Origin of the sequence: Bacillus sp. FSL K6-0255, from assembly GCF_045040725.1 — a bacterium.
Classification (GTDB): Bacteria; Bacillota; Bacilli; order Bacillales; family Bacillaceae; genus Bacillus; species Bacillus subtilis.
Genome location: NZ_CP150278.1, coordinates 2,862,213 through 2,878,329, shown reverse-complemented (window position 1 = coordinate 2,878,329; position 16,117 = coordinate 2,862,213). Strand labels below are relative to the sequence as shown.

15 protein-coding genes are annotated in these 16,117 nt (G+C 44.6%); 10 read left to right on the top strand and 5 right to left on the bottom strand.

Translation table 11 applies throughout. The features are described from left to right. The first annotated feature begins 80 nt into the window (after window positions 1–80). Entirely contained in the window at window positions 81–1,400 is a 1,320-nt protein-coding gene (locus tag MHB62_RS15040) for a CBS domain-containing protein (RefSeq protein ID WP_004398641.1), read from the top strand. Between the two features lie 18 nt (window positions 1,401–1,418). Here the strand turns inward: MHB62_RS15040 and MHB62_RS15035 are convergent, their stop codons facing one another. Continuing rightward, window positions 1,419–1,721 (bottom strand): YtpI family protein, encoded by a 303-nt coding sequence (locus tag MHB62_RS15035; protein ID WP_003229401.1) that lies wholly within the window; start codon window positions 1,719–1,721, stop codon window positions 1,419–1,421. 130 nt (window positions 1,722–1,851) lie between these two features. Here MHB62_RS15035 and nrnA point away from each other — a divergent pair, with 130 nt between their 5' ends. Continuing rightward, window positions 1,852–2,793, top strand: a complete 942-nt coding sequence (nrnA, locus tag MHB62_RS15030; protein ID WP_032722336.1) for a bifunctional oligoribonuclease/PAP phosphatase NrnA — start codon at window positions 1,852–1,854, stop codon at window positions 2,791–2,793. 17 nt (window positions 2,794–2,810) lie between these two features. Here nrnA and MHB62_RS15025 read toward each other — a convergent pair whose 3' ends face one another. From MHB62_RS15025 to ytrH, 3 genes are all read right to left on the bottom strand, one after another. After that, a complete protein-coding gene (locus MHB62_RS15025) occupies window positions 2,811–3,002 on the bottom strand; it encodes a hypothetical protein (RefSeq protein ID WP_003229407.1) in 192 nt (63 codons plus the stop codon). 101 nt (window positions 3,003–3,103) lie between these two features. Further along, complete coding sequence (ytrI, locus tag MHB62_RS15020; RefSeq protein ID WP_003229408.1) at window positions 3,104–3,607, bottom strand: sporulation membrane protein YtrI; 504 nt, start codon at window positions 3,605–3,607, stop codon at window positions 3,104–3,106. Beyond that, window positions 3,604–3,945 carry a sporulation membrane protein YtrH gene (ytrH, locus tag MHB62_RS15015; RefSeq protein ID WP_003229410.1) on the bottom strand — a complete coding sequence of 114 codons (342 nt, stop codon included), beginning with the start codon at window positions 3,943–3,945 and terminating at the stop codon, window positions 3,604–3,606. Before ytrH ends, ytrI begins: the two co-directional genes overlap by 4 nt. A gap of 139 nt (window positions 3,946–4,084) precedes the next feature. On the opposite strand from ytrH, the gene dnaE reads away from it, so the two are divergent. The 7 genes from dnaE (at window position 4,085) to MHB62_RS14980 (ending at window position 14,389) form a co-directional block, all read left to right on the top strand. Next, window positions 4,085–7,432: a DNA polymerase III subunit alpha gene (gene dnaE, locus MHB62_RS15010; protein ID WP_014480547.1), complete on the top strand. Its 3,348-nt coding sequence runs from the start codon at window positions 4,085–4,087 to the stop codon at window positions 7,430–7,432. Window positions 7,433–7,568: 136 nt separating this feature from the next. After that, the gene (gene maeB, locus MHB62_RS15005) at window positions 7,569–8,801 is read left to right on the top strand and encodes an NADP-dependent malic enzyme (protein ID WP_014664951.1); all 1,233 of its coding nucleotides are present in this window, start codon (window positions 7,569–7,571) and stop codon (window positions 8,799–8,801) included. Window positions 8,802–9,135: 334 nt separating this feature from the next. Then, window positions 9,136–10,008 (top strand): acetyl-CoA carboxylase, carboxyltransferase subunit beta, encoded by an 873-nt coding sequence (gene accD, locus MHB62_RS15000; RefSeq protein WP_003223544.1) that lies wholly within the window; start codon window positions 9,136–9,138, stop codon window positions 10,006–10,008. Continuing rightward, the gene (accA, locus tag MHB62_RS14995; protein ID WP_003229417.1) at window positions 9,993–10,970 is read left to right on the top strand and encodes an acetyl-CoA carboxylase carboxyl transferase subunit alpha; all 978 of its coding nucleotides are present in this window, start codon (window positions 9,993–9,995) and stop codon (window positions 10,968–10,970) included. The genes accD and accA overlap by 16 nt, the downstream gene beginning before the upstream one ends. 183 nt (window positions 10,971–11,153) lie before the next feature. After that, window positions 11,154–12,113: a 6-phosphofructokinase gene (pfkA, locus tag MHB62_RS14990; RefSeq protein ID WP_003229420.1), complete on the top strand. Its 960-nt coding sequence runs from the start codon at window positions 11,154–11,156 to the stop codon at window positions 12,111–12,113. Between the two features lie 42 nt (window positions 12,114–12,155). After that, window positions 12,156–13,913, top strand: a complete 1,758-nt coding sequence (gene pyk, locus MHB62_RS14985) for a pyruvate kinase (protein WP_004398560.1) — start codon at window positions 12,156–12,158, stop codon at window positions 13,911–13,913. Window positions 13,914–14,005: 92 nt separating this feature from the next. Beyond that, window positions 14,006–14,389, top strand: coding sequence for an FxsA family protein (locus tag MHB62_RS14980; protein WP_003246085.1), 384 nt, complete (start codon window positions 14,006–14,008; stop codon window positions 14,387–14,389). Between the two features lie 32 nt (window positions 14,390–14,421). Here MHB62_RS14980 and ytvI read toward each other — a convergent pair whose 3' ends face one another. Beyond that, the gene (gene ytvI, locus MHB62_RS14975; protein ID WP_004399115.1) at window positions 14,422–15,537 is read right to left on the bottom strand and encodes a sporulation integral membrane protein YtvI; all 1,116 of its coding nucleotides are present in this window, start codon (window positions 15,535–15,537) and stop codon (window positions 14,422–14,424) included. A 96-nt stretch (window positions 15,538–15,633) separates the two neighbouring features. Between ytvI and MHB62_RS14970 the strand changes: the two genes are divergently transcribed. Continuing rightward, window positions 15,634–16,098, top strand: coding sequence for a DUF441 domain-containing protein (locus MHB62_RS14970; protein WP_004398695.1), 465 nt, complete (start codon window positions 15,634–15,636; stop codon window positions 16,096–16,098). The last annotated feature ends 19 nt before the right edge of the window (window positions 16,099–16,117 follow it).

Below are 16,117 nucleotides of genomic sequence, written 5' to 3'. Positions count from 1 at the left end.
TTATTTTCCAGCCTCATTGCGTATAAATCCTTTGAAACCTTATAATAAAAACAAGAAGACTGTCCTTAGAGGTGAAAGGCTTGGCAACGAAGCATGAACAAATTTTAACGTATATCGATTCACTGCCTGTCGGTGAAAAAATTTCTGTCCGAAGAATTGCAAAGGAAATGAAAGTAAGCGAAGGAACCGCGTACAGAGCGATCAAGGAAGCAGAGAATAAAGGGTTTGTCAGCACGATTGAACGTGTGGGCACAATCAGAATTGAACAAAAGAAAAAAGAGAACATTGAAAAGCTTACCTATGCAGAGGTTGTAAATGTTATAGACGGACAAGTGCTCGGAGGCAGGGCAGGGCTCCATAAGACATTGAATAAATTCGTCATCGGCGCGATGGAGCTTGACGCGATGATGCGTTACACCGCAGCGGGGAATCTTTTGATTGTCGGAAACAGAATCAATGCACACAGGCAGGCGCTTGAAGCGGGCGCGGCCGTATTGGTGACCGGGGGCTTTAACACGGATGACAGCATTGTGCAGCTGGCAGATGAGCTTGAACTGCCGATTTTATCTACGAGCTATGACACCTTTACAGTTGCCGCGATGATTAACCGGGCAATATATGACCAGCTGATCAAAAAAGAAATTGTTTTGGTGGAGGACATCCTAACACCTGCTGACCGCACGGTATATCTTTCGCCTAAGGATAAACTTGAAAAATGGTATGAGAAAAATTTTGAAACGGGGCACGGCCGCTTCCCGGTTGTCGACGATCAAATGAAAATCCATGGCATTCTGACATCAAAAGATATTGCTGGCCATGACCGAAATGCATCTATAGAAAAAGTTATGACCAAAAATCCCGTCACGGTTATTGGGAAAACATCTGTCGCTTCAGCTGCGCAAATGATGGTATGGGAAGGGATCGAAGTGCTTCCCGTCACTGACGGCCACCAAAAACTTATCGGCATGATCAGCCGCCAAGACGTATTGAAAGCTCTTCAAATGATTCAAAAGCAGCCGCAGGTCGGAGAGAAGCTTGATGATATCGTTTCAAGGGGGTTTAAAGATGAGGGTGATGATAAAGAAGATCAAACGGTTTACGAGTATGAAGTCACGCCGCAAATGACAAATCAGCTTGGAACCATTTCTTATGGCGTATTTACGACCATTTTGACGCAAGCGGCAAACCGATTTTTGCGCTCGAAAAAACGCGGCGAACTCGTCATAGAGAGCATCACCATCTTCTTTTTGAAGCCTGTGCAGATGGAATCAGTCATCGAAGTCAAACCTCGCATCTTGGAGGCCGGCAGAAAGTTTGGGAAAATGGAAGTGGAAGTGCACAGCCAAGGTCATATCGTGTCTAAAGCGATGCTGATGGTTCAGCTGATGGAAAGAAGCTAAGGGACGTTCAGGCGCCCCTTACGCGTGATCTCTTTCAGCTTCTTTGGCGTGAAGGGGATTGTAATGCCTGAAGGCTTTATAACCTGCCCAAGCGCTTCCTGCTCCTATGACGATAAAGATACCGCCGATTACTAACGTTAATACTGAATGGAATAATATCATTTGGTTGAGCCCGTAGAACAGGACTAGTGACCCTAAGGCCATGCTTGATTTTGCTGAACATATTTCTTTTGCCAAAGATGGCTTTGCCCGTACGCCTTTTACTTTATAGTACACATAAAAGCAGGCGGAAAGCCCAATCAAAAAAACAAGAACCAGCATAAATGAAATCCTCCATCGTAAAAGTTTACAAACCCATTTTATACAAAAACGGGCTTGGTTTTGACGTTATTTTTCTTTTCCGTCGGCAGAGAATGTGATTTAATGAATAAAAACAATAAAGGAGTATCAAATGAAAACAGAATTGATCAGAACCATATCATTATATGACACGATTATCTTACATAGACATGTGCGTCCTGATCCGGATGCCTACGGATCACAGTGCGGGCTTACGGAAATCCTGCGTGAAACATATCCTGAAAAAAATATTTTTGCGGTCGGCACGCCTGAACCGTCCCTCTCTTTCTTATATTCCCTCGATGAGGTGGACAATGAAACATATGAAGGCGCACTTGTCATTGTCTGCGATACGGCAAATCAGGAAAGAATCGACGATCAGCGTTATCCTTCAGGCGCCAAACTAATGAAAATCGACCACCATCCGAACGAAGATCCATACGGTGACCTTCTCTGGGTCGATACAAGCGCCAGCTCAGTAAGTGAAATGATTTACGAGCTGTATTTAGAAGGAAAAGAGCACGGCTGGAAGCTGAATACGAAAGCGGCAGAGCTGATCTACGCCGGCATTGTTGGAGATACCGGACGCTTTTTATTTCCGAATACCACGGAAAAAACATTAAAATATGCAGGCGAGCTCATTCAGTATCCATTCTCTTCCTCAGGGTTATTTAATCAATTGTATGAAACAAAACTGAATGTGGTGAAGCTTAACGGCTTTATCTTTCAAAATGTGTCTTTGTCCGAAAACGGGGCTGCTTCTGTTTTCATCAAAAAGGATACGCTTGAAAAATTCGGCACAACGGCTTCTGAAGCGTCGCAGCTTGTCGGGACGCTTGGCAATATCTCAGGTATTCGCGCCTGGGTGTTTTTCGTAGAAGAAGACGATCAAATCAGAGTCAGATTCCGTTCGAAGGGGCCTGTCATTAACGGACTTGCCCGGAAATATAACGGCGGAGGGCATCCGTTAGCTTCAGGCGCCTCTATTTACAGCTGGGATGAAGCTGATCGGATTTTAGCTGATCTGGAAACATTATGTAAAGAACACGAGTAGAGGGGAGACCCTCTCTCTTAGTGTTCATCTGTGACGGGGATGAACCAGCAGCCGAAATCAGTAAGGTCCTCGTAGACTTGGAGATTGTGTGATTGAAGTTCTTTTTTGATGAGGGAAGCGAGTGAGTTTGTTTCGGCATATGCAGAAAAACCTTGTCTGAGACGGGCTGCTTGATCTTTTGCTAACTGACGGTCACTGTAAACCTCCATTTCCCTTCCTCCTTCCTTTCGCCATTAAGCCTCACATATAGTTTATAAAAAAGAATGGGAAAAAGCGACAGAAGTTTGGAGAATTTAAAAAAAATCCATAATTATGTGGCGAAAGAAATTTCAAGTTCCACTGTCAGCCTCGTATAAATAATCAATTCTCTGACGGTTGCCTCGTATTTTTTTTCATTGATCATATAGACTTTATTTTCAATTGTCCGCTTCAAGAGATCCTTTGTTTGATAGACGCTCTCTATGTCTTTTGTAATCACCTCTGAAATATCATCCTTTACATGCTCCTCGAATTTCGTTTTATCCGGCTGTGATATTTTATATTTATCCCCATTCAGCAATTTGACGCTGACGCTTTGAATCAGCAGTTTTCTTTTATTATCTTCATTCAGTTTATGGAGGTCTTCCTGATAGATCGAAATTTGATTGTTCAAGTCTTTTACATGCTCTTTTTGCTTTTCGATGAGGCTGACCTGCTCCTCTTGGAATGTTCCGTAAGTAAACAGGAAAAAGAACCAGCTGATTACGGCTCCGCACATCATTCCCGCGAAAAAACGCTGCCATCCCGGTTTTTTGTAATGCTGGGGGACCCTCATGAAGAAAGATGCTCCTGGGTCAGCCATGATATAATAAGCCAGCCGCTTTGCGCGCCCCCCATGGCCGAAATAATTAAAAGAAGCTGTTTAAAGATATCTCTCGTATTGCCTTCGAGTATGCCGCGTTCAAAGCTGTATACCGCATCAAAGGTGCCTCCGATAGCTGCGACAAGCGCCCATATTTTTAACCGGTTGGCAAGCTTTGTAATGGCTGTAAGCGGGGGTTCGCCTGCCAAGTATGCTCCGAGCCCTCCGATGAGTGCGCCCCCGATCAGCACCCCTAACGCAATGAAGTAGCTATTGATAAAATTCACCATAAATCCTGCTTCCTGATCCATCTTTATCACCTCACCTTTTATATCATATTGAGCTTTCAGGACAAGTATGATGATGAGTCAAAAAAGAACATTTGTTTCTTTTGGAAACCGGCCTTATAATGAGGGAAGAAATGAATCGTAATGAGAAAGAGGTGATAGCATGTCTTTTGTTCACCTGCAAGTGCATAGCGGGTATAGCCTGCTAAACAGCGCCGCGGCTGTGGAAGAGCTCGTCAGTGAAGCTGACAGGCTCGGATATGCGTCTTTGGCGCTGACAGATGATCATGTCATGTACGGAGCTATTCAATTTTATAAAGCTTGCAAGGCGAGAGGGATCAACCCAATAATCGGTTTGACGGCTTCTGTTTTTACAGATGACAGCGAACTTGAAGCATACCCGCTCGTCCTGCTGGCAAAATCAAATACAGGCTATCAAAACCTGCTGAAAATCAGCAGCGTTCTGCAATCTAAATCAAAAGGCGGACTGAAGCCGAAATGGCTTCACAGTTATCGAGAAGGGATTATCGCAATAACGCCCGGCGAAAAAGGATATATTGAAACGCTTCTTGAAGGAGGGCTGTTCGAACAGGCTGCTCAAGCCTCGCTGGAATTTCAGTCTATATTCGGAAAGGGAGCTTTTTATTTCTCCTATCAGCCTTTTAAAGGGAATCAAGTCTTGTCTGAGCAGATTCTAAAGCTATCAGAAGAAACGGGTATCCCTGTTACGGCCACAGGCGATGTGCATTACATAAGGAAGGAAGATAAGGCTGCCTACCGTTGTTTGAAAGCGATTAAAGCGGGGGAAAAACTGACGGATGCACCCGCTGAAGATTTGCCTGATCTCGATTTGAAACCACTCGAAGAAATGCAAAACATTTATCGAGAGCATCCCGAGGCACTGCAAGCTTCTGTAGAGATCGCAGAACAATGCCGGGTTGACGTCAGTCTCGGGCAGACCCGTCTACCGTCTTTTCCGACCCCAGACGGAACGTCCGCTGATGATTATTTAACGGATATCTGTATGGAGGGACTCCGCAGCCGTTTCGGCAAGCCCGATGAACGATACCTTCGCCGTCTTCAATATGAGCTTGATGTCATCAAGCGGATGAAGTTCAGCGATTACTTTCTGATCGTGTGGGATTTTATGAAGCACGCCCATGAAAAAGGGATTGTTACAGGACCGGGAAGGGGTTCTGCGGCAGGTTCTCTTGTGGCATATGTGCTGTATATCACAGATGTTGACCCGATTAAGCATCACCTTCTATTTGAAAGATTTTTAAATCCCGAACGCGTCAGCATGCCGGATATTGATATTGACTTTCCCGATACTAGAAGGGATGAAGTCATTCAATATGTTCAGCAGAAATACGGTGCGATGCACGTCGCACAGATTATCACCTTTGGAACACTTGCGGCAAAGGCGGCGCTCCGGGACGTCGGCAGAGTATTCGGCGTCAGCCCGAAGGAGGCAGATCAGCTTGCAAAACTCATTCCTTCAAGACCGGGAATGACGCTGGATGAAGCGAGACAGCAGTCACCGCAGCTGGATAAGCGGCTTCGGGAGTCAAGCCTGCTTCAGCAAGTCTATTCAATTGCACGGAAAATAGAAGGACTGCCAAGGCATGCATCAACCCACGCAGCGGGCGTTGTCCTGAGTGAAGAACCGTTAACAGATGTTGTTCCGCTTCAAGAAGGGCATGAAGGGATCTATTTAACGCAATACGCGATGGACCATCTTGAAGACTTGGGCCTTTTAAAAATGGATTTCTTAGGTTTGAGGAATCTGACACTTATTGAATCCATCACTTCAATGATTGAAAAAGAAGAAAATATTAAAATAGATCTTTCAAGTATTTCCTACAGCGATGACAAAACGTTCTCCTTGCTGTCAAAAGGGGATACGACAGGCATTTTCCAGCTTGAATCTGCAGGGATGAGAAGCGTCTTGAAACGGCTGAAACCTTCGGGCCTAGAAGATATTGTGGCGGTCAATGCACTGTACCGGCCGGGTCCGATGGAAAATATTCCGTTATTTATCGACCGTAAACACGGCCGGGCGCCTGTTCACTATCCTCATGAAGATTTAAGGAGCATTTTGGAAGATACATATGGCGTCATTGTGTATCAGGAACAAATTATGATGATTGCTTCCCGTATGGCGGGGTTTTCTTTAGGCGAAGCGGACCTATTGAGAAGGGCGGTCAGCAAAAAGAAAAAAGAAATCCTGGACAGAGAGCGAAGCCATTTTGTTGAAGGGTGCTTAAAAAAGGAGTATTCTGTAGACACTGCAAATGAGGTCTACGATTTAATCGTCAAATTCGCAAACTATGGCTTTAACAGAAGCCATGCGGTGGCATACAGCATGATCGGGTGCCAGCTTGCGTATTTGAAAGCTCATTATCCGTTATATTTTATGTGCGGATTGCTGACAAGCGTCATTGGCAATGAGGATAAAATCTCTCAATATCTTTACGAAGCAAAGGGGAGCGGGATTCGTATCCTTCCTCCGTCAGTGAATAAAAGCAGTTTTCCGTTTACAGTTGAAAACGGATCTGTCAGATACAGCCTCCGCGCGATAAAAAGTGTAGGCGTCTCAGCAGTCAAAGATATATATAAAGCAAGAAAAGAGAAACCATTTGAAGATCTTTTCGATTTCTGCTTTCGCGTGCCGTCAAAAAGCGTAAATCGCAAAATGCTTGAAGCACTTATCTTTTCTGGTGCGATGGACGAATTCGGCCAAAACCGGGCCACGCTGCTCGCATCCATTGATGTTGCTTTGGAACATGCTGAGCTATTCGCCGCGGACGATGACCAAATGGGATTGTTTTTAGATGAATCGTTTTCAATTAAGCCGAAGTATGTGGAGACGGAGGAGCTTCCTCTGGTGGATTTACTTGCGTTTGAAAAGGAAACGCTTGGCATTTATTTTTCAAATCATCCCCTCTCCGCCTTCCGAAAACAGCTCACTGCGCAAGGAGCAGTCTCCATTCTGCAGGCTCAGCGGGCAGTCAAAAGGCAGCTTTCACTAGGCGTTCTGCTGTCGAAGATCAAAACGATTCGGACGAAAACAGGTCAAAACATGGCGTTTTTAACGCTCAGTGATGAAACCGGCGAGATGGAAGCCGTAGTCTTCCCTGAACAATTCAGACAGCTTTCTCCCGTTTTAAGAGAAGGCGCTCTTTTGTTCACTGCGGGGAAATGTGAAGTTAGACAAGATAAGATCCAATTCATCATGTCCCGGGCAGAATTATTAGAAAATATGGATGCAGAAAAAGCGCCATCGGTTTATATAAAAATAGAAAGCAGTCAGCACAGCCAGGAGATCCTGGCAAAGATTAAGCGCATTTTGCTGGAGCATAAAGGGGAAACAGGCGTTTATCTCTATTATGAAAGGCAAAAACAGACGATTAAGCTACCTGAGTCGTTCCATATCAATGCAGATCACCAGGTGTTATATCGCTTAAAAGAGCTGTTGGGTCAAAAAAACGTCGTTTTAAAACAGTGGTAACGATTCGCTTTTTGTTATACAATTGGAGCAATTATGTGATCCTGTTTAAATATTCAGATAGATTTACTCCGCAGAATGCAGCAATCAACGCAGCAGTATACGAATCAAAAAATATCCATAAGGAGTGTTTAGTAGAATGTCATTAAGAGAAGAAGCATTACACCTGCATAAAGTCAACCAGGGGAAACTGGAGTCTAAATCAAAAGTAGAGGTCAGAAATGCAAAAGATCTAAGCCTCGCTTATTCTCCGGGTGTTGCAGAACCGTGTAAGGATATTCATGAAGACATTAACAAAGTATATGATTATACAATGAAGGGGAACATGGTAGCAGTTGTAACTGACGGTACAGCTGTGCTTGGCCTTGGAAACATCGGCCCTGAAGCGGCGCTTCCTGTTATGGAAGGGAAAGCAGTTCTTTTCAAAAGCTTTGCGGGCGTAGATGCGTTCCCGATTGCTTTAAACACAAACGATGTTGATAAAATCGTTGAAACTGTAAAATTGCTGGAACCAACATTTGGCGGCGTCAACCTTGAAGATATTGCAGCGCCAAACTGCTTTATCATTGAAGAGCGCCTCAAAAAAGAAACAAACATCCCGGTTTTCCATGATGATCAGCACGGTACTGCCATTGTAACCGTAGCAGGTCTTGTGAACGCGCTGAAACTGTCTGGAAAATCCATGTCATCCATTAAAGTTGTCGCAAATGGCGCGGGTGCGGCTGGCATTGCGATTATCAAGCTTCTTCATCATTATGGCGTTCGCGACATTGTGATGTGCGATTCCAAAGGGGCCATTTATGAAGGGCGCCCGAACGGCATGAACGATGTCAAAAATGAAGTGGCGAAGTTCACGAACCAAGACCGCAAAGACGGTTCTCTGAAAGATGTCATCGTTGATGCTGACGTATTTATCGGTGTCTCTGTAGCAGGCGCGCTAACAAAAGAAATGGTTCAAAGCATGGCAAAAGATCCGATTATCTTTGCAATGGCAAATCCAAATCCGGAAATCATGCCGGAAGATGCGCGTGAAGCCGGAGCAAGCGTTATCGGAACTGGCCGTTCTGACTTCCCAAACCAAGTAAACAATGTTCTTGCATTCCCTGGTATTTTCCGCGGAGCACTTGATGTGCGTGCCACTCATATTAACGAGGAAATGAAAATCGCAGCGGTTGAAGCCATTGCTTCACTGGTTTCAGAAGATGAGCTTAGCGCAGATTATGTCATCCCTGCACCGTTTGATAAACGTGTTGCGCCTGCTGTTGCGAAGGCTGTGGCAAAAGCTGCGATGGAAACAGGTGTTGCAAGAATCACTGTTGACCCTGAGGAAGTCGCAGAAAAAACAAGAAAACTTACGATTATTGGTGAATAATTTTAATTCATTCCAAAAATGGCAGCGCGTTGGCGGAGACCGGCGCGCTGTTCTCAAGTTAAACTGACGGCTGAAATTTTTTTAGGGGGTTAGCCTTAAAAAAATTTCAGCCGGGTTTAACATTATTTTTGAATACGCTGTCAACCTTGTCGTTTCAACACCTTATCTGATTTCATACAAGCCTTTCCGAGCACGTCATCGAATAAAAAGTTGTCGAATTGAGGATGACAGCGTTTGACAAAAAAAGTACAATAGTTTCGGTAAAGTTATTAGCAAGTCTATCTGTTTGATGACATGCGGTGAAGAGAACCCTTCACAAAAGGGAGGTAATCATTTGTTAAAGGATATATTCACGAAAAAGAAAAAGTATGCTTCCGTACCGTCTGATCAAGCGAAGCACGATGTTCCGGAAGGCATTATGACAAAATGTCCTAAGTGTAAAAAAATCATGCTCACTAAAGAGTTGGATAAAAATATGCGGGTATGCATGAACTGCGATTATCATTTCCCAATGAACGCAAAACAGCGTATCGAAAGCTTGATGGATGAACAATCCTTTGAGGAATTTAATCAGGGAATGCTCTCGGAAAATCCGCTTGGTTTCCCGGGATATCTGGAAAAGCTTGAAAAAGATCGCGAGAAAACATCCTTAAACGAGGCTGTTGTGACAGGCAAGGGCACCATCGGCGGACACCCGGCTGTTGTCGCCGTCATGGACTCTTCATTCAGAATGGGCAGCATGGGTTCAGTCGTCGGTGAAAAAATCACGCTTGCGATTGAAAAAGCAAAAGCTGATAAAGTTCCGTTTATTATTTTTACGGCTTCAGGCGGTGCTAGAATGCAGGAAGGCGTATTAAGTTTGATGCAGATGGCAAAGACAAGCTCTGCGTTAAAACTGTTCAGTGAAGAACAGGGTCTTATTATTTCAGTAATGACGCATCCGACTACCGGGGGCGTATCAGCAAGCTTTGCATCCCTTGGCGATTACAATTTCGCTGAGCCTGGCGCGCTGATCGGTTTTGCCGGAAGACGGATTATTGAACAGACAATAGGAGAAAAACTGCCTGAGGACTTCCAAACGGCTGAGTTTTTATTAAAACATGGACAGCTTGATGCGGTTATTCATCGCGACGATATGAAAAAAACGTTAGAAAATCTGCTGGATATGCATCAAACAGGAGGTGACATTGAGTGGCTCCAAGATTAGAATTTGAAAAACCGGTGATTGAACTGCAAACCAAAATCGCCGAACTAAAAAAATTCACCCAAGATTCCGATATGGATCTAAGTGCGGAAATCGAACGGCTCGAAGACCGTCTCGCTAAGCTTCAGGATGATATTTACAAAAATTTGAAGCCGTGGGACCGGGTTCAAATCGCGCGTCTGGCGGACCGTCCGACAACTCTTGATTATATCGAACACCTGTTTACCGACTTTTTTGAATGTCACGGAGACAGAGCGTACGGGGACGATGAAGCCATTGTCGGCGGGATTGCGAAGTTCCACGGCCTCCCTGTAACGGTAATCGGGCATCAGCGCGGCAAAGACACGAAGGAAAACCTAGTCCGCAATTTTGGGATGCCGCATCCAGAAGGCTACAGAAAAGCGCTTCGTCTGATGAAACAGGCTGACAAATTTAACAGACCAATTATCTGTTTTATTGATACGAAGGGGGCATACCCTGGACGAGCAGCTGAAGAAAGAGGACAAAGTGAAGCTATTGCCAAAAACCTGTTTGAGATGGCCGGCCTTCGAGTGCCTGTTATCTGCATCGTCATTGGTGAAGGCGGAAGCGGCGGAGCCCTTGGTCTGGGTGTAGGCAATCACTTGCATATGCTGGAAAACTCTACTTATTCTGTTATTTCTCCGGAAGGTGCCGCGGCACTTTTATGGAAGGACTCCAGTCTTGCTAAAAAAGCAGCAGAAACAATGAAAATCACTGCGCCGGATTTAAAAGAATTAGGTATTATAGATCATATGATTAAAGAAGTAAAAGGCGGAGCGCACCATGATGTGAAGCTGCAGGCAAGCTATATGGACGAAACCCTTAAACAATCGTTAAAAACTTTACTGAAGCTGAGCGAAGAAGAATTAGTTCAGCAGCGTTATGAAAAATATAAAGCAATTGGCAAAGTCTCGGTTGAAGATCAATATATCGGGGTAAACTAAATAAACGTGAAGCCTTTGGCTCACGTTTATTTTTTGTGACATTCCTTAAATTTTATTTAAAAACAATTTATTTAATTGTATAATAGGTAAGGTTTCATAGGGAGGATGGAGATCCCTTTTCATTGTTTTTAGGGCAATGATCATGTTATGTTTAATCATATATGTTGCTGAGGTGAATGGAGAATGAAACGAATAGGGGTATTAACGAGCGGCGGGGATTCCCCGGGAATGAACGCAGCAGTTCGCGCAGTAGTCAGAAAAGCGATCTATCATGACGTTGAAGTTTACGGTATTTACAACGGATACGCGGGATTGATCAGCGGAAAGATTGAAAAGCTTGAACTCGGATCAGTAGGCGATATTATACATCGTGGAGGGACTAAGCTTTATACGGCGAGATGTCCTGAATTCAAAACAGTTGAAGGCCGTGAAAAAGGGATAGCAAACTTGAAGAAGCTTGGTATTGAAGGCCTTGTTGTTATCGGCGGAGACGGTTCCTATATGGGTGCGAAAAAATTAACGGAACACGGGTTTCCATGTGTAGGTGTACCGGGTACAATTGATAATGACATTCCGGGCACTGATTTTACAATCGGTTTCGATACAGCTTTAAATACAGTAATTGACGCAATTGATAAGATTCGCGATACAGCGACTTCTCATGAACGTACATATGTAATCGAAGTAATGGGCCGTCATGCCGGCGATATCGCATTGTGGGCCGGTCTTGCAGGGGGCGCAGAATCGATCTTAATCCCTGAGGCAGACTATGACATGCACGAAATCATTGCCCGCTTAAAACGCGGCCACGAACGCGGCAAGAAGCACAGTATTATTATTGTTGCCGAAGGTGTAGGCAGCGGTGTTGAATTCGGGAAACGCATTGAAGAAGAAACAAATCTTGAAACTAGGGTATCTGTATTGGGCCATATCCAGCGCGGAGGTTCTCCGAGTGCTGCTGACCGTGTGTTGGCAAGCCGTCTCGGCGCATATGCAGTTGAACTGCTGCTTGAAGGAAAAGGCGGACGCTGTGTAGGTATACAAAACAATAAGCTTGTAGACCATGATATTATAGAAATACTTGAGACAAAACACACAGTTGAGCAAAACATGTATCAGCTTTCAAAAGAACTGTCTATCTAATGTACAGCTGAAGGCTGAAGATTTCAGAAGGAAGTGAACCAAATGAGAAAAACTAAAATTGTTTGTACCATCGGTCCGGCAAGTGAAAGTATTGAAATGCTTACGAAATTAATGGAGTCAGGAATGAACGTGGCTCGATTAAACTTTTCTCACGGAGATTTTGAGGAGCACGGTGCAAGAATTAAAAATATCCGCGAAGCAAGTAAAAAACTTGGCAAGAACGTTGGAATTCTGCTTGATACAAAAGGTCCTGAAATCCGCACACATACAATGGAAAACGGCGGTATTGAGCTTGAAACAGGCAAAGAGCTCATTATTTCAATGGACGAGGTTGTAGGAACAACAGATAAAATTTCAGTGACATATGAAGGTTTAGTCCATGACGTTGAACAAGGTTCAACGATTCTGTTAGATGACGGCCTTATCGGTCTTGAGGTACTTGATGTAGATGCCGCTAAACGCGAAATCAAAACAAAAGTATTAAACAACGGAACACTCAAAAATAAAAAAGGTGTTAACGTACCGGGCGTAAGTGTCAATCTTCCGGGGATTACTGAAAAGGATGCGCGAGACATCGTTTTCGGTATTGAGCAAGGAGTAGACTTCATCGCACCATCTTTCATTCGACGTTCTACGGATGTGCTCGAAATCCGTGAGCTTCTTGAAGAGCACAACGCTCAGGATATTCAAATCATCCCTAAAATCGAAAACCAAGAGGGCGTTGACAACATCGATGCGATTCTCGAAGTGTCTGACGGCTTAATGGTTGCACGCGGAGACTTAGGTGTGGAAATTCCAGCTGAAGAAGTGCCGCTTGTGCAAAAAGAACTGATCAAAAAATGCAACGCGCTGGGCAAACCTGTTATTACAGCGACACAAATGCTTGACAGCATGCAGCGCAACCCGCGTCCGACTCGTGCGGAAGCAAGTGACGTTGCAAACGCGATCTTCGACGGAACAGATGCGATCATGCTTTCTGGTGAAACTGCTGCCGGAAGTTACCCGGTTGAAGCAGTTCAAACAATGCATAACATCGCGTCCCGTTCTGAAGAAGCATTAAATTATAAAGAAATTCTCTCAAAACGCAGAGACCAAGTGGGCATGACAATTACAGACGCAATTGGACAATCTGTCGCACATACGGCGATTAACCTGAATGCTGCTGCGATCGTAACGCCGACAGAAAGCGGCCATACAGCACGTATGATTGCAAAATACCGTCCGCAGGCTCCGATTGTTGCGGTTACTGTAAATGACTCTATTTCCAGAAAGCTTGCCCTCGTATCTGGCGTATTCGCGGAAAGCGGCCAAAATGCGAGCTCAACAGATGAGATGCTTGAGGATGCTGTCCAAAAATCATTGAACAGCGGAATTGTAAAACACGGCGATCTTATCGTTATTACAGCTGGCACTGTCGGTGAGTCCGGCACTACGAACTTAATGAAGGTTCATACTGTCGGCGATATCATCGCTAAAGGCCAAGGCATTGGACGCAAATCAGCTTACGGTCCGGTTGTCGTTGCACAAAATGCAAAAGAAGCTGAGCAAAAAATGACTGACGGTGCGGTACTTGTTACCAAAAGCACTGACCGTGATATGATTGCATCCCTTGAAAAAGCGTCTGCTCTTATTACAGAAGAAGGCGGTTTGACTAGCCATGCTGCGGTAGTCGGATTAAGCCTTGGCATCCCGGTTATCGTGGGTCTGGAAAATGCGACATCTATTTTGACAGATGGCCAGGATATTACAGTTGACGCTTCCAGAGGCGCAGTCTATCAAGGCCGTGCGAGCGTTCTTTAATTACAGGTGAAAATGGAAGGGGAATCCCTTCCTTTTCTCTTTATCATGCCTTTTGTTGAACAGAACGTGTTACACGTGTGGGGGGCTTGGATATGAGATTTTTGTTTTTGCTTTTTATTGTGTTTCCGGCAATAGAAATCGGTATATTCCTATTTTTAGGAAATCTGATTGGTATTTTGCCGACAGTTCTATTCATGATTCTGACTGGCATTATCGGCGCAGCAGCTGCAAAAAAACAAGGAACCGAAGTGTATTATAAGGTTCAGCGTGATCTTCAATATGGCAAAATGCCGGGAGAAGCGATTGCTGACGGTCTGTGCATTTTCATTGGCGGTCTATTGCTGATGCTTCCGGGCTTTTTATCAGATTTGGCCGGCGCCTGTCTTCTTATCCCGTTTACCCGCGGCTGGTGTAAGCCGATTCTGTTCAAATGGCTGAGAGGAATGTCGAAGAATAAGCGGATCATCATCAAATAAAAAACGGCAGCCATGAAAAAACGGCTGCCGTTTTATTTTTGCTGAACGGTGATATAGGACCATATTTCTTTTAATGCGCCTGTTGTGATGAAAGCTTGGATGATGACGAGTACAGCCGGTCCCGCAATCAGTCCTAAAAACCCGAATAATTTAAAGCCGGCAAACAGGGCGATGAGTGTTGCCAGCGGATCGATCCCGATAGATTTACTTAGTATCTTGGGCTCTGTCAGCTGCCGCTGAATAAGAACGACGAGGTACAGGATACCAATTCCGATTGCTTGGGGCAGCTGGCCCGTAATCGATAAATACAAAATCCAGGGCACAAATACGGAGCCGGCACCTAAGTAAGGGAGAAGATCTACAAGCCCGATTAAAAAAGCAATTGTTGCGGCGTGTTCAACCTTTAAGAGAGAAAGGCCGATAAATACAATCACCATCGTGATGAAAACGAGGACGGCTTGTGCTTTGATAAAACCAGTCATTGCTTTTTTTAATTCGCTGCTGATTGCTTTGCTGTTAGCTGTCACACGATCCGGCAGAATTAAAACAAGCATGGCTTTCAGCTTATGCCAATCCTTTGTCATAAAAAAGGTTGCCAGAAGAGAAAAAATCAGAACCGCCGCCGTATTGGGAAGAAGAGCGAAAAATCTCGGGATCATCTCTAGAATGTGGGACAGCAGGAGCCCGGCATTTTTAGCGGCAGAATCACCGAGTGTCTGGATATGAGTGACGATGGAAGCCTGCTGGTTCGTTTCCAATTCTTGAAACAAAAGAGTTAACTCGTTATAGAGCGGCTGAATATGAGTGGTAAACAATTTTTCGCAATATGAAATAAACGTGCTGATATGCGGAGGCAGCGTTTTTGCTAGATAGGCTGTTCCCGTTACGATTTCGGCTACCAGAATGGTGAGCACGCCGAAGGCTGCGAGCAGAAAAAAAGCAAGAACGCCCAGAACATTTATCGTTCGGGGGAATCCTGTCACTTTGTCCAAATAATCGACAACAGGATGAATCACTGATGAAAGAATAAGGGCGATCAGGAACGGATAAGTTAACGGAAACGAATAATAGGCCGCAGCTATCGACCCTGCGGTCATTGATATGACAAAGAGGGTTCTGAAAAAAATAGTGATATAAGATTGATTCACGAAAACGGTCCTCCTCTCGTCAGCATGTCCTATTTTTTATATGTATTCACGCTGTTGCTGAATATGAATACATTCATCTTAAAGGAGGGATGGCATGTGTTTACACAAGCGAATTTATTTTTAATTTTACTCTTGGCTATCGCACTTATCGCAAAAAACCAATCATTGCTCTTTGCTGTATCCGTCCTTTTGATCATCAAAATCGTAGGGCTTGATCAGAAATTATTTCCGACCATCCAGTCAAAAGGCATTAACTGGGGTGTGACCATTATTACCATCGCCGTTCTTGTCCCGATTGCGACGGGAGAAATCGGATTTAAGCAGCTTGGAGAAGCAATGCGGTCTTCCTACGCATGGATCGCCCTTGGAGCGGGGATCGCAGTGGCGCTGATTGCAAAAAACGGCCTGACCCTGCTTGAAAATGATCCGCATATTACAACTGCTCTCGTGATCGGGACCATTCTTGCAGTCGCGCTTTTTGGAGGAGTTGCGGTGGGACCGCTGATCGGAGCGGGGATTGCTTATTTAGCCATGCAGATCGTAAAACTGTTCACTTCATAAAAAAAAAGCGGCCTTAAAG

What these genes read in the sequence shown, in the direction of transcription:
- pyk (WP_004398560.1), top strand. Translation starts at nt 12,156, where the DNA reads ATGAGAAAAACTAAAATTGTTTGTACCATCGGTCCGGCAAGTGAAAGT.
- MHB62_RS14980 (WP_003246085.1), top strand. Translation starts at nt 14,006, where the DNA reads ATGAGATTTTTGTTTTTGCTTTTTATTGTGTTTCCGGCAATAGAAATC.
- maeB (WP_014664951.1), top strand. Translation starts at nt 7,569, where the DNA reads ATGTCATTAAGAGAAGAAGCATTACACCTGCATAAAGTCAACCAGGGG.
- MHB62_RS15035 (WP_003229401.1), bottom strand. Translation starts at nt 1,721, where the DNA reads ATGCTGGTTCTTGTTTTTTTGATTGGGCTTTCCGCCTGCTTTTATGTG.
- ytrH (WP_003229410.1), bottom strand. Translation starts at nt 3,945, where the DNA reads ATGGATCAGGAAGCAGGATTTATGGTGAATTTTATCAATAGCTACTTC.
- nrnA (WP_032722336.1), top strand. Translation starts at nt 1,852, where the DNA reads ATGAAAACAGAATTGATCAGAACCATATCATTATATGACACGATTATC.
- MHB62_RS15025 (WP_003229407.1), bottom strand. Translation starts at nt 3,002, where the DNA reads ATGGAGGTTTACAGTGACCGTCAGTTAGCAAAAGATCAAGCAGCCCGT.
- ytrI (WP_003229408.1), bottom strand. Translation starts at nt 3,607, where the DNA reads ATGAGGGTCCCCCAGCATTACAAAAAACCGGGATGGCAGCGTTTTTTC.
- dnaE (WP_014480547.1), top strand. Translation starts at nt 4,085, where the DNA reads ATGTCTTTTGTTCACCTGCAAGTGCATAGCGGGTATAGCCTGCTAAAC.
- pfkA (WP_003229420.1), top strand. Translation starts at nt 11,154, where the DNA reads ATGAAACGAATAGGGGTATTAACGAGCGGCGGGGATTCCCCGGGAATG.